The following is a 12,562-nucleotide window of genomic DNA, read 5'->3' on the forward strand; positions in this document are numbered from 1 at the left end:
ACCCCGGCAATTGCAGTGTTTATGTGGCGCTACTCGGCGAACCGGGCAGCGACTTTATGTTCTGCTAGAATGGCTCGACAATTAACGATAACGCTAACGCCCAACACGGCGGTCCGCCGTGCGGAATTTTCAGAACAGGTTGCCAGGCAATGACCAAACAAAATCCGACACTCGCGGACGTCGCCCGTCTTGCGGGTGTCTCGCAGATGACCGCGTCGCGCGCGCTTAACGGGCGGCCCGGCGTGTCGCGCGAAACGCGTGACGAAATCGCCAGGATCGCGTCGGACATCGGCTATGTCGTGAATCGCACCGCACAAAAACTTTCGGGCGGCCGCAACGGCATCATCGGCATCATTACGCCGACGCTCGACACGCAGTTTTCCAGCGAACTGATTCTGGGCGCCGGGCGTGCAGCCCGTGCCGCCGGTTGCGAAATCCTCGTCTACACGGTCTCCGACGAAGACCGGCAGACGCACCACGACGTGCTGGGGCTGGTGCGCCAGTTTTCCGATGGCTTGCTGGCAATCCTGCCGCGCGAATCCCTGTGTCTCGATTCCCTCGCGAATACGAACCTGCCGGTGGTCGTGATCGACCAGCGCGGCACGCTGAACCGCTTTCCCTCCGTGTCGGTCGACAACTACGGCGGCGCGCAGCTCGCCGTCGATCATCTGGCCGAACTCGGCCATCGGAGAATCGCTTTTCTCGGCGGCAACGACGCGATCGAAGGCGTGCGCGACCGTCAACGCGGCTATCACGACGCGCTTGTGCGCCACGGACTGCCGCACGATCCCAATCTCGTGGCCGTCGGCGATCTCTCGCAAATGACGGCGTTCGAGGTCGCATCCGGGCTGCTCGAACTGCCCGATCCGCCCACCGCGATCTTCACGGCCAACGACCAAAGTGCATTTGGCGTGATCGCCGCCGTGCGCGAGGCAGGTTTGCGCGTGCCCGCCGACATTTCCGTGATCGGCTTCGACGACATCCCGATGGCCGAGCAGTTTCATCCTGCGCTCACCACCGTGCGCCAACCGTTCCAGCAGATGGCAAGTTCCGCGGTTAATACGTTGCTCGCCCAGATTGCCGGTCTCGACGCCGCTTCGCCGCGCATCACGTTTCCTGCGGAACTGGTGGTCCGCGATTCAACGGGACCCGCGCCCATCGCACAACGGCGTGCAACCGCAGCGCAGTCCGCGCGCAAGGGCCGCCTGCATCGCGTCGGGCACTGACCGGCTGCGCGTCGGCGCTGCTTCAGGCGTCACCAGACGGCGTCCAGATAAGTCAACGCCCGCATTCGCTCATCCGGCGTGACGAGCGCGCCGCCGAGCGTGCGGGCGGTAGCCGCAATCAACCGTTGATGCGAGCTCAGTTCTCGCGACATTGAAGCGGCGCGAACGGCAATAGCGGCATCCACCGGCACGAGGCGCACGCCCTCAATCGAGGCGAGCGTCGAAAACCAGCTGCGCGTGTCCATCGACAGCGCAAGACGACCGTCATCGACGAACTGCGCCAGTTCCAGCATGGAGATCGTCGAAATCAGGATTTCGCCGCCGTTCAGCTCGTTTTCAATGGCTTTTAGCGCCGCCCCGCTCAGTTCGTTCGCCCCGCTCAACCAGTAAACGAGTGCGAGGGTATCGAGCGTGATCATCCGTTGTCGGCCTGTTGCGCCTGCGGCTGCGGCTCGACGCCGCTCTTGAGATTGAGGTGAACGATGGAGGAGCGCAACAGGTCGAGGGGATTCTTGCGGCGGCTTCGATAGGGGCGGATTTCGACGGTAGGTTCGCCGCGATCCGTGACGACCACCGTCTCGCCCAGCATTTCGACATGCCTGAACAATTCGCATGCCTTAGCTTTGAATACTGCCTTCGAAACTCGCTTTTCCATCGCCGATCTCCACCTTCCAAACCTGTTTTACGGGATTACACCAGTCAGCGAAGCTTGCTGCCGGCGCTTATACGTTATCGGTAACATCCGCACGATATCATGCGATTGAGCATAGACTCAAGAACGTTTTCACAGGGTATTCCCGAGAACCGGTTTGACTTGCCGTCCCCGGTTTGATTGAGCCGTCTTTCAAGTCTGATTACTGGAAAAATTCGGGAAAAGTTCGGGAAAAGTTCGGTAAAAGCTCGGGAATACCAGGGGATAACCCGTGGTTGTACCCGATCGTGCGGCAGGCGTAACATGCTCGACTGTTATCGGTAACATGTCTTAACGCTCTCTCACGCCGGCCACTGAATCCGCAAGCGAATGGCCCGGCCAGTCAGGGCGAACACAGGCGAACCCACCTTCCCTTTTTCCGTTCAAGAGATGACCAAGATGTCCGATTGCAAACCGCGCAGGCTGAGAAGCCAGAACTGGTTCGACGACCCGGCGCACGCAGACATGACCGCGCTCTACGTGGAGCGCTTCATGAACTATGGCCTCACGCGCGAGGAATTGCAGTCGGGACGTCCGATTATCGGCATCGCACAGACCGGCAGCGATCTGGCGCCGTGCAACCGCCACCATATTGAACTCGCGCAACGCGTGAAGGCTGGCATTCGCGACGCCGGCGGCATTCCGATGGAGTTTCCGGTTCATCCGCTCGCCGAACAAAGCCGCCGCCCGACTGCCGCGCTCGACCGCAACCTCGCCTACCTGGGTCTCGTGGAAATCCTGCACGGCTTTCCGCTGGACGGCGTGGTGCTCACCACCGGATGCGACAAGACCACGCCAGCCGGCCTGATGGCGGCGGCGACCGTGGACCTTCCTGCCATCGTGCTTTCAGGCGGACCGATGCTCGACGGCTGGTATCACGGCAAGCGTGTCGGCTCGGGCACGGTGATCTGGCATGCGCGAAACCTACTGGCCGCGGGCGAGATCGACTACGAAGGCTTCATGGAGCTGACCACTGCGTCCGCGCCCTCCATCGGGCACTGCAATACGATGGGCACGGCGCTTTCGATGAATTGCCTTGCCGAAGCGCTCGGCATGTCGCTGCCGGGCTGCGCGAGCATTCCGGCCGCGTATCGCGAACGCGGCCAGATGGCCTACACGACCGGCAAGCACATCGTCGGTATGGTGCGTAACGATGTGCGCCCGTCGCACATCATGACCCGCGAGGCGTTTGAAAACGCGATTGTGGTTGCGTCCGCACTGGGTGCGTCGACCAACTGTCCGCCGCATCTGATTGCGATTGCGCGTCACATGGGCATCGATCTGAGCCTCGACGACTGGCAGCGCCACGGCGAACAGGTGCCGCTGCTCGTCAATTGCATGCCGGCCGGCGAATATCTTGGCGAGAGCTTCCACCGTGCGGGCGGCGTGCCCGCCGTGCTGCGCCAGATCGCGGCAGCCGGCCTGCTGCACGAGCAGTGCGCGACCGTGTCCGGCCGCACCATCGGCGACATCGCCGCAACCGCGCCCGAAGCCGATCGCGAAGTGATCCGGCCGCACGACGAACCGCTCAAGCACCGCGCAGGCTTCGTCGTGCTATCCGGCAACTTCTTCGACAGCGCCATCATGAAGATGTCCGTCGTGGGCGACGCATTTCGTCAGACCTATTTGAGCGAACCTGGCGCCGAAAACACCTTTGAAGCGCGCGCAATCGTGTTCGAAGGTCCGGAGGACTATCATGCACGCATCGACGACCCCGCACTCGAAATCGACGAGCGCTGCATCCTCGTGATCCGGGGCTGCGGCACCGTGGGATATCCCGGCAGTGCGGAGGTGGTCAACATGGCGCCGCCCGCCGCGCTGTTGCGCCGCGGGATCGAATCGCTGCCGTGCATGGGCGACGGGCGGCAAAGCGGTACGTCGGCGAGCCCTTCGATTCTCAACATGTCGCCGGAGGCGGCGGTGGGCGGAGGTCTTGCGCTGCTGCGCACCAACGATCGCATCCGCGTCGATCTGAATGCGCGCAGCGTCAACGTGATGGTCGACGCGGACGAACTCGCGCGCCGCCGCGAGGAGGCGCGCTTCGACGTGCCGCGCTCGCAGACGCCGTGGCAGGAGCTTTACCGGCAAATGGTGGGGCAACTCTCGACAGGCGGCTGCCTCGAACCGGCCACGCTGTACCTCAAAGTGATCGAGGAACGCGGCGACCCGCGCCACTCGCACTGATACAGGGGCAATCATGGCAAGGCGCCCTGTTGTCGCCTTGCCGTGCGCGCCCGCCAGATATTCGACATGAATCGCGCCATGAACCGCGACATGAACCGCGGCGTTCGCCGCAACGGCAATGCACTTGCAACATCGGTAACGCCACGCTGCGCAGTTCAACCTCTCCACTCTCTGCCCGATCGACCCATGAACGTTTCCAACCCTTCCGCCTGTCTGCCGCAGGACCTCGAATCCGCACTGCTCGTCGGGCGCGTATGGCGACACGGCGATAGCGACGATCGCAGCGAAGGGCCCAGTGTCGTTGTCGTGCGCAACGGCCAAGTGTTCGACATCACGCGTACGGTGCCGACCACCGCCGATCTGTTCGACCGCGCCGATGTCGTCGATATCGCCCGCACGGCGCAGGGCGAATCGCTCGGTCCGGTCGGCAAACTGATCGAGGCCAGTCTCGCGGGGCAATCCGGCAGCGGTCCCGTTCTGCTCGCCCCATGCGACCTTCAGCCGATCAAGGCATGCGGCGTCACCTTCGCCGTGAGCCTGATCGAGCGCGTGATTGAAGAGCAGGCAGGCGGCGACCCCGCGAAGGCTCACGAAGTGCGCAATGCCATCACCGCGCTGATCGGCACCGATCTGTCGAAAATTCGCCCCGGCTCCGACGCGGCCCTGCGTCTTAAGGCCGAACTCGAACGACGCAATGCGTGGTCGCAGTACATGGAAGTCGGTATCGGACCCGACGCCGAGGTCTTTTCGAAGTCGCAGCCGATGTCGTCGGTGGGCTTTGGCGCCGATATCGGCCTGCATCCCGCATCGGTATGGAACAACCCCGAGCCTGAAATCGTGCTGGCGGTCAGCAGCAAGGGCGTCGCAGTCGGCGCGACACTCGGCAATGACGTGAACCTGCGCGACATCGAAGGCCGTTCGGCGCTGCTGCTCGGTAAGTGCAAGGACAACAATGGCTCATGCGCCATCGGCCCGTTCGTGCGCCTGTTCGACGAGCGCTTCACGATCGACACCGTACGTCAAACAAGCGTATCCCTGCGTGTGGAAGGCAGCGACGACGCGTTCGTGCTGGAAGGCATCAGCCACATGAGCGAAATCAGCCGCGATCCGCTCGACCTCGTCGGCCAGACCTGCGGCAGGCACCACCAGTACCCCGATGGCTTCATGCTGTTTCTCGGCACCATGTTCTCGCCCATCAAGGATCGCGATGCGCCGGGCGGCGGATTCACGCATCACCTGGGCGACGTCGTGACGATCTCCGCGCCGCCGCTCGGCGCGCTCGTCAATACAGTGCGCCTGTGTACCGAAATCGCGCCGTGGACATTCGGCGCACGCGCGCTTTACCGCAATCTCGCACAGCGCGGGTTGCTCGGGGTGGCTTGAACTCGCCCGACGTTCGTTGCGGGCTCAACGCCATAACGACATGACATTTTTTTGATTTTCCATTCGACACCATGAACCAGTTCGCCAATTTCATCGCCGGGGAGTGGCTTCCGGCGGAACGGGTCAAGCGCAACGTCAATCCGTCCGATCTCGACGACGTAATCGGCGAATTTGCGCAAGCCGACGCCGACCAGACACAACGTGCCATCGCCGCGGCCCGCGCGGCCTTTCCGAAATGGTCGCACAGCACGCCGCAACAGCGCTTCGATCTGCTGGACCAGGCCGGCAGCGCAATCCTTGCGCGTAAATTCGAACTCGGCAAACTGCTCGCGCGCGAGGAAGGCAAGACGCTCGCCGAGGCAACTGCCGAAGTCGGCCGCGCCGGGCAGATCTTCAAGTTCTTCGCTGGCGAAGCGCTGCGGCTCGGCGGCGAAATCGTGCCTTCGGTGCGGCCCGACATGACCGTCGAAACCTCGCGCGAGCCGATCGGCGTCGTGGGCCTGATCACGCCGTGGAATTTTCCGATCGCGATTCCCGCGTGGAAAATCGCCCCCGCCCTCGCCTTTGGTAATTGCGTCGTCATCAAACCCGCCGACCTCGTGCCCGCCAGCACGTGGGAACTCGTGAAGATCATCGCGCAAGCCGGTGCACCCGCAGGCGTGATCAATCTGGTGATGGGAAGCGGCTCGGTGGTCGGCGAAGCCCTCGTTCAGTCGACGGATGTCGACGCCATCAGCTTTACCGGCTCCGTGGCAACGGGTCAGGCTATCGCGGCCAAATGCGTTGCGCTCGGCAAGAAGTTCCAGCTCGAAATGGGCGGAAAGAATCCGATGGTCGTCCTCGACGATGCAGACCTCGATATCGCCGTGGAGGCCTGTATCAACGGCGCGTTTTATTCGACCGGCCAGCGCTGCACGGCATCGAGCCGACTGATCGTGACGGCAGGCATTTACGATCGCTTTATCGAAGCGATGAAAGCGCGCATGAGCACCCTGCGCATCGGCCCCGCACTCGACGCGGCGACGCAGATCGGCCCGGTCGTCGACGAAAGCCAGCTCGCACAGGACGAGCGGTACATCGCGATTGCGCGCGACGAAGGCGCAACGGTATTCGGCGGTCAACGTGTCGAAGCCGCGACGAAGGGGTTTTACCTGGCGCCCGCGCTCGTCACGGAAACCACGTCCGCCATGCGCATCAACCGCGAGGAAGTCTTCGGCCCGGTGGCATCGGTCATCAAGGTGAAGGATTACGAAGAAGCACTGGCTGTCGCGAACGATACGCGCTTTGGGCTTTCAGCCGGTATCTGCACGACGTCGCTGAAATACGCGGCGCACTTCAAGCGTCATGTTCAGGCCGGGATGGTGATGATCAACGCAGCGACCGCAGGGGTCGATTACCACGTTCCGTTCGGCGGACGCAAAGGTTCGAGTTACGGACCACGGGAACAAGGCAGCTATGCCAGGGAGTTCTATACGGTGGTGAAGACCGTCTATGTCAATCCAGGCGCTGTGTAAGCGGCATTAACGACGTTGCCAGCGGGACAAGACGCGTGAGCGTCGAATCCTGTGGAGCCATCGCGGTGCCGTGACCGGCACCGCCAGTCAACCGGGGCGGACGCCACATGATCTGGCTCGCCAACGTGATTCTCGTGTTGCACGCGCTGATCGTGCTGTTTATCGTCGGCGGCCTGATCGCGATCTGGACCGGCGCAGGCTTGAAGCATGCGTGGGCACGCAATCGCGTGTTCCGGACATTTCATATCTTCGCCATCGGTATCGTTGCCGCCCTCGCGGTTCTCAATGTGCCGTGTCCGCTTACCGTGCTGGAAGACTTTCTGCGCACCGGATCGGCTGGCCCGCAAGGTTTTATCCAGCATTGGGTGAGCGCGTTGCTCTATTACGATTTCCCGGGCTGGGTGTTCACGGTTCTTTACGTTGCGTTCCTGCTCGCGGTCGCCATCACGTGGCGCCTTGTCCCGCCCAAACCCCGCTTCTGACTGGATTACGTTTCGCTCACGCATCAAAAACCACGCAATTAACGTCCCATTAAGTGGTCATGCTGCCGTGCGCCTTGACATGCCGTTTATCGATCACCTAGCCTTTTCGAGTCAGGGCGGTACGGGCTGGTCGATGGGGGAGACATATGAAAAGTATGCAGAAAGTCCTGTATCCCACGGCAATTGGCATGCTGATGACGCTCGCGTTATCGACACACGCGCTGGCGTCGGGCCCGAAAGCGGTAAGCGGCCCGGGCGCCGATCCGGCATGCTTCAAGCCAGAATCGGCCAGCACGAAATTCTTCCAGTGGCCAGCCAATCACGGCCCCTACCGCATTGCGCTCGTCAATGGTTTCATCGCCAACGACTGGCGCGTCCAGATGATCCGGGTCGCCAAGGCATATGTCGCGCAGCCCGCCGTCAAGAAGGACATCAAGGAATTCAAGGTCGTCTCCGTCGGCCAGGACGTGGCCGCGCAGATCGCCGCCGCGAACAATTTCATCGATCAGGGTTTTGACGCGATCATCGTCGACGCGAATAGCTCCGCCGCATTCAAAGGCGTCGTGCGCAAGGCCAATGCGAAGGGCGTGGTTGTCGTCTCGTTCGATAACGTGATTGACGACCCGGAACAGATTTCGGTCAACGTGAACCAGCATGGCCTCGGCGAAATGGCGGCTACGTTCCTGCTGAAGCAGGCGAAGCCCACGGGCGACCTCACACTGCTGCATGTCCGCGGGCCGTCCGGCCAGCCGGTCGACCTCGCCCGCAATCAAGGCTTTCATGAAGTGCTCGACAAGTCGGGCCGTAAAGTGAAAGTGGTCGACGTGATCGGCAACTGGGCGCCAGGCGACGCGCAGAAGGCGACCGCCGACGCGATCACCGCCGGGGGCGTTTTCGACGGCCTGTACGTTCAAGGCGGAACGCAAGGTGCGGTTCAGGCAATGCTCGATGCCGGCAAGTTCAAGGCGCCGATCTCGGGCGAAACGGAAAACGCCTATCGGCTGCTCTGCAACAAGGCCAGCCTGACCTGCCAGTCCGGTGGCACGGGTCCGGCGCAGAGCGCGGTCGCAATCAAGACGGCGATTGCTGCGCTGCAGGGCAATGTAATTCCGCAGGCCATCGCCCTGCCCACCTCGGTCGATTACTCACCGTTCGTAGCGGGTAAAAACGTCTTCCCGAATCTACCAGGCAGCTTCTTCGCCGGCAATAACTTCCCGAGCTGCAATATCGGCTTCTCTGCCGAAGAAATCGCGGCGCAGTCCGGTACGAACAACTGAACGGGAAAACCGCGCCACGACCGATTACTGCGCCGGGCAGGACGGAGACGCACGAAGATGGCTGAAGGAACGCCGGACCCACTGCTGCGCGTAGAGGGTATTTCGAAACATTACGGCGGCGTTCGGGCGCTGGAGGACGTGCAATTCTCCTGCCGCGCGGGCTCCATTCACGCACTGCTCGGTGAGAACGGCGCGGGCAAATCGACCTTCATCAAGATCCTCTCCGGCGTTGTGCAGCCAGACAGCGGGCGCATCTTTCTGGGCGGTGCGACGGTTAGCTTCGCCACACCCAAGGCCGCAGCAGATGCAGGGATCGCCTGCATTTTTCAGGAGCTGTCGCTGCTGCCCGATCTCACGGTGGCCGACAACATCTGCATTGCCGGGCGTCCGCGCCGGTTCGGGAGGATCGACCGGGCCGCCGAGCGGCGGCGGGCCGAGGAGATGCTCGCGCTGATTGGCGGCGACGACATCCATCCCGCCGCACCCGCAGGCAGCCTGCCTCTGTCGCGCCAGCAGATGGTCGAAATCGCCAAGGCGCTCGCGCGGCAACCGAAAGTATTGATCCTGGACGAGGCCACCTCGGCCCTGACCGCCGCCGACGTGAGCAAGGTCTTTACGCTTCTGAAACGCTTGCGCACGCAAGGAATGGCCATCATCTACATTTCCCACCGGATGCATGAGATCGCCGAACTGGCCAACGACTGCACCGTGTTTCGCAATGGCCGCTACGTCGAGACGTTCGCCGCCGGTACGCGATGCGATGACGCCATCGTCGAGATGATGATCGGCCGGGAATATTCGAGCGCCTTTCCGCCACTCGGAGGAACCGTGCGCGAACGCAAACCAGCGCTGTCGATCCGCCATCTCTCGTGGGCCGCCGCGTTGAAGGACGTGTCGCTCGACGTGCATCCGGGCGAGGTGGTCGGCCTCGGCGGGCTCGACGGCCAGGGCCAGCGGCAGTTTTTGCTGGCGCTCTTCGGCGTGCTGATAGGCGTTGCGGGCGAGATCGAACTCGACGGCAAGCCGGTCAAGATCGCAAGCCCGCGGCACGCAAAATCGCCCGAACTCCGCCTGGCCTTGATTCCCGAGGACCGAAAAAACGAAGGGCTGATGCTGCCGATGACCGTGCGCGAAAACCTGTCGTTCGCCGCGCTCGATTTGGTGAGCCGGTTTGGCCGGATCGACCTTAAAGCCGAATCGCAGTTGATCGATGCAATCGTGCGCCAGCTGGGGATCAAATCGGACGGGCTCGACGGTCCCGTGGCCGCGCTTTCCGGCGGCAATCAGCAGAAGGTGGTGATCGGCAAATGGTTGATGACGCAACCGCGCATCGTGCTGCTGAACGACCCGACCAGAGGCATCGACGTCGGCACGAAGCAGGAAATCTATCATCTGCTGCGGCGGCTCGCGGAGCAAGGCACGGCGATCCTGTTCTATTCCACCGACTACGATGAATTAATGGGCTGTTGCGACCGTGTGGCCGTCTTTTACGATGGCACGGTCACGCGCATGCTACAGGGCACGGAGCTCACTGAGCACAACCTCATCGGCGCGGCGCTGAACCTGACGTCGACGGCCAATCACTCCCCCAGCCATCGCGGAGCATCCGGATGAGCGCCGACGGGAACGGATCATGACGGGCATCGGAACGCGCCTTCCTGCGCGCAAACGGCACGACGGCACCTGGCGCTACTGGCTGGCGGCGCAGCGCGGAGCACTGATCGCTGCGGCGATCTTCGCCATCATGTTCGGCGTTTACGGTGCCGCCCAACCGATGGGGCTCAGCGTCGACATCGTCAACACAGCAGCCAACAAGGGCGCACTGCTCGCGCTGGTCGCCATGGCGCAGACGCTGCCCGTGCTGACCGGCGGGCTCGATCTTTCCGTGGGCATGATCTTCATGCTGGGCAATTGCCTCGCATCGACCATCGTCACAGGCAGTCCGGCCGTAACGGCGCTAGGCATCGTCGGCGTACTGGCCGCGGGCCTCGTTTGCGGCTTCGTCAACGGCTTGATCGTCGTGTATGGCCGCCTGCAACCGCTGATCGCCACGCTTGCGACCAGCGCGATCTATTTCGGCATCGCGCTCGCGCTGCGCCCCCAGCCCGGCGGCGATATCAACGGCGATTTCGCCGACTGGATGACACGCTCGACGTTCGGCGTTCCCTCCTCCGTGCTGCTGATCCTCGCCGCCATCGTGTTCGTCTGGATGCCCTACCGGAACTCGACACTCGGGCGCGCCGCCTATGCAGCGGGCTCATCGGAGCAGGCCGCGTATATGTCCGGCGTGCCGATTGCACGCGCCAGGCTCAGCGCCTACACGCTCGCCGGGTTGTTCGCCGCGCTGGGCGGGCTGCTGCTGACCTGCATTACTTATTCCGGCGAGGCGCGCGCCGCACTCGGCGGCGACTACACATTGAATTCGATCGCCGCGCTCGTGATTGGCGGCACGTCGCTTTTTGGCGGCTCCGGCGGGGTAGTCGGCTCCGTCTTCGGGGCGTTCGTGATGCGCACGGTCGGCGATCTGCTCATCGTCTTCAACATCAATCCGGTATTGCAGCCGCTGTTCGTCGGGGTCGTGCTGCTGTTCGCGGTCAGCCTCGGCTCACTGCGCCTGCTGCGCGTGCGCAACAAGCTGGACCTCTTCCGGTAGGCCCCATGCTTCGCTTCAAGCCAAAGATCGACGCCGCGACGCTGACCGCCTTCGGTTGCATCGCCCTGCTGCTCCTGTTGGGCGGAGCCGCCAAGCCGGGCTTTTTATCCGTTGGCTACCTCGTCCAGCAACTCCAGGTCGCCTCTTTCCTCGGCACCATCGCAACCGGGGAGATGATCGTGATCCTGATGGGGCAGATCGACCTGTCGATCCCCTGGACCATCGCCATGGGCGGCATGATGGCCACGGGTGCGTCGGGCATCCTTGGGCCCGCCCTCGGCGGGCCGCTCGCGATCCCGTTCGGGATCTTCTGCGGTTTTCTCGTCGGCGTGGTGAACGGCCTGGGAGTTGCCTGGTTGCGTGCGCCTTCAATGATCTTTTCGCTCGGCATGAATGCCGTCGCCCAGGGCCTCATGGTCTATCACACCGGCGGCTTCGCACCTCAGGATCGGGCCACCGGTTTCATGATCGCTGTCGCCAGCGGCCAGTTGATCCCGGGCATTCCGAATCCGCTGCTTGTCTGGATCGCGCTTGGCGCGGTCACGGTCTACATGCTCACACGCACCCGGCTGGGCAGGCAGATCTACGCGATCGGCAATCGCGAGCGGGCCGTTTTTCTCTCCGGCGTCGACAGCCGGCGCGTCATCCTGATCGCGTTTGCGCTGTCCGGCGCCTGCGCCGCGGCGGGCGGCGTACTGCTTGCCGGCTGGGCGAACCGCTCGTATCAGGCGATGGGCGACCCGTACCTGCTGCCGACGATCGCAGCCATCGTGCTCGGCGGCACCAATGTGCTTGGCGGCCGCGGCACCTATCTCGGCACCATCGCAGGCGTCATCCTGATCACGTTATTGCAATCGATTCTGTCCGTGCTGCAGCCGCAGGACTATTTCGCGCAAGTCGGCATCAAGCTTCCCGCCGATGTGTTCCGCCAGGTCGTATTCGGGCTGGTGATCATCGTGATGATGATGCTGTACGGCCGCGAAAGACTGATTCGCTAGCGCGGCTCGCTGCCGTTGAGGCCTGATGCGCCATCGTGCGCAGACCCGCGCCACGATCGTGACGTTGGCCATTCTGCGGTGGAGAGGACAGGTGAAGCGAACGACGCCGGACACCTGACCGATAAAAAAAAGTCAGTGCGCGGATAATACATTT

General features: G+C 62.9%; 11 protein-coding genes. 9 read left to right on the top strand and 2 right to left on the bottom strand.

The window, feature by feature from the left end; all coding sequences use genetic code 11:
* Positions 1 to 149 precede the first annotated feature (149 nt).
* Positions 150 to 1,226: a LacI family DNA-binding transcriptional regulator gene (locus Q0L30_RS01435; RefSeq protein WP_296650206.1), complete on the top strand. Its 1,077-nt coding sequence runs from the start codon at positions 150 to 152 to the stop codon at positions 1,224 to 1,226.
* Between the two features lie 29 nt (positions 1,227 to 1,255).
* Here Q0L30_RS01435 and Q0L30_RS01440 read toward each other — a convergent pair whose 3' ends face one another.
* Complete coding sequence (locus Q0L30_RS01440; protein ID WP_296650210.1) at positions 1,256 to 1,645, bottom strand: type II toxin-antitoxin system VapC family toxin; 390 nt, start codon at positions 1,643 to 1,645, stop codon at positions 1,256 to 1,258.
* Positions 1,642 to 1,881 carry a type II toxin-antitoxin system Phd/YefM family antitoxin gene (locus tag Q0L30_RS01445; protein WP_296650213.1) on the bottom strand — a complete coding sequence of 80 codons (240 nt, stop codon included), beginning with the start codon at positions 1,879 to 1,881 and terminating at the stop codon, positions 1,642 to 1,644. Before Q0L30_RS01445 ends, Q0L30_RS01440 begins: the two co-directional genes overlap by 4 nt.
* A 426-nt stretch (positions 1,882 to 2,307) precedes the next feature.
* On the opposite strand from Q0L30_RS01445, the gene Q0L30_RS01450 reads away from it, so the two are divergent.
* The 8 genes from Q0L30_RS01450 to Q0L30_RS01485 all read left to right on the top strand — a co-directional run bounded on the left by Q0L30_RS01450 (position 2,308) and on the right by Q0L30_RS01485 (position 12,408).
* Positions 2,308 to 4,101 carry an IlvD/Edd family dehydratase gene (locus Q0L30_RS01450; protein ID WP_296650214.1) on the top strand — a complete coding sequence of 598 codons (1,794 nt, stop codon included), beginning with the start codon at positions 2,308 to 2,310 and terminating at the stop codon, positions 4,099 to 4,101.
* Between the two features lie 186 nt (positions 4,102 to 4,287).
* On the top strand, positions 4,288 to 5,484 hold the full coding sequence (locus tag Q0L30_RS01455; protein WP_296650217.1) for a fumarylacetoacetate hydrolase family protein: 1,197 nt from the start codon (positions 4,288 to 4,290) through the stop codon (positions 5,482 to 5,484).
* Positions 5,485 to 5,555: 71 nt separating this feature from the next.
* Positions 5,556 to 6,998 (top strand): aldehyde dehydrogenase family protein, encoded by a 1,443-nt coding sequence (locus Q0L30_RS01460; protein WP_296650219.1) that lies wholly within the window; start codon positions 5,556 to 5,558, stop codon positions 6,996 to 6,998.
* Between the two features lie 107 nt (positions 6,999 to 7,105).
* Positions 7,106 to 7,480, top strand: coding sequence for a DUF2784 domain-containing protein (locus tag Q0L30_RS01465; protein WP_296650222.1), 375 nt, complete (start codon positions 7,106 to 7,108; stop codon positions 7,478 to 7,480).
* A gap of 155 nt (positions 7,481 to 7,635) precedes the next feature.
* On the top strand, positions 7,636 to 8,757 hold the full coding sequence (locus tag Q0L30_RS01470; RefSeq protein WP_296650224.1) for a substrate-binding domain-containing protein: 1,122 nt from the start codon (positions 7,636 to 7,638) through the stop codon (positions 8,755 to 8,757).
* Positions 8,758 to 8,814: 57 nt separating this feature from the next.
* Positions 8,815 to 10,371 (top strand): sugar ABC transporter ATP-binding protein, encoded by a 1,557-nt coding sequence (locus tag Q0L30_RS01475; RefSeq protein WP_296650227.1) that lies wholly within the window; start codon positions 8,815 to 8,817, stop codon positions 10,369 to 10,371.
* Positions 10,372 to 10,390: 19 nt separating this feature from the next.
* On the top strand, positions 10,391 to 11,410 hold the full coding sequence (locus tag Q0L30_RS01480) for an ABC transporter permease (RefSeq protein ID WP_296650229.1): 1,020 nt from the start codon (positions 10,391 to 10,393) through the stop codon (positions 11,408 to 11,410).
* A 5-nt stretch (positions 11,411 to 11,415) separates the two neighbouring features.
* Entirely contained in the window at positions 11,416 to 12,408 is a 993-nt protein-coding gene (locus Q0L30_RS01485) for an ABC transporter permease (protein ID WP_296650231.1), read from the top strand.
* Positions 12,409 to 12,562: the final 154 nt, after the last annotated feature.

Origin of the sequence: Paraburkholderia sp., from assembly GCF_024281035.1 — a bacterium.
GTDB lineage: Bacteria > Pseudomonadota > Gammaproteobacteria > Burkholderiales > Burkholderiaceae > Paraburkholderia.

Bases quoted from the DNA above. Each gene is read 5' to 3' on its own strand.
- Q0L30_RS01470 (WP_296650224.1), top strand. From the start codon at position 7,636: ATGCAGAAAGTCCTGTATCCCACGGCAATTGGCATGCTGATGACGCTC.
- Q0L30_RS01455 (WP_296650217.1), top strand. From the start codon at position 4,288: ATGAACGTTTCCAACCCTTCCGCCTGTCTGCCGCAGGACCTCGAATCC.
- Q0L30_RS01450 (WP_296650214.1), top strand. From the start codon at position 2,308: ATGACCAAGATGTCCGATTGCAAACCGCGCAGGCTGAGAAGCCAGAAC.
- Q0L30_RS01475 (WP_296650227.1), top strand. From the start codon at position 8,815: ATGGCTGAAGGAACGCCGGACCCACTGCTGCGCGTAGAGGGTATTTCG.
- Q0L30_RS01435 (WP_296650206.1), top strand. From the start codon at position 150: ATGACCAAACAAAATCCGACACTCGCGGACGTCGCCCGTCTTGCGGGT.
- Q0L30_RS01485 (WP_296650231.1), top strand. From the start codon at position 11,416: ATGCTTCGCTTCAAGCCAAAGATCGACGCCGCGACGCTGACCGCCTTC.
- Q0L30_RS01480 (WP_296650229.1), top strand. From the start codon at position 10,391: ATGACGGGCATCGGAACGCGCCTTCCTGCGCGCAAACGGCACGACGGC.
- Q0L30_RS01465 (WP_296650222.1), top strand. From the start codon at position 7,106: ATGATCTGGCTCGCCAACGTGATTCTCGTGTTGCACGCGCTGATCGTG.
- Q0L30_RS01460 (WP_296650219.1), top strand. From the start codon at position 5,556: ATGAACCAGTTCGCCAATTTCATCGCCGGGGAGTGGCTTCCGGCGGAA.
- Q0L30_RS01445 (WP_296650213.1), bottom strand. From the start codon at position 1,881: ATGGAAAAGCGAGTTTCGAAGGCAGTATTCAAAGCTAAGGCATGCGAA.
- Q0L30_RS01440 (WP_296650210.1), bottom strand. From the start codon at position 1,645: ATGATCACGCTCGATACCCTCGCACTCGTTTACTGGTTGAGCGGGGCG.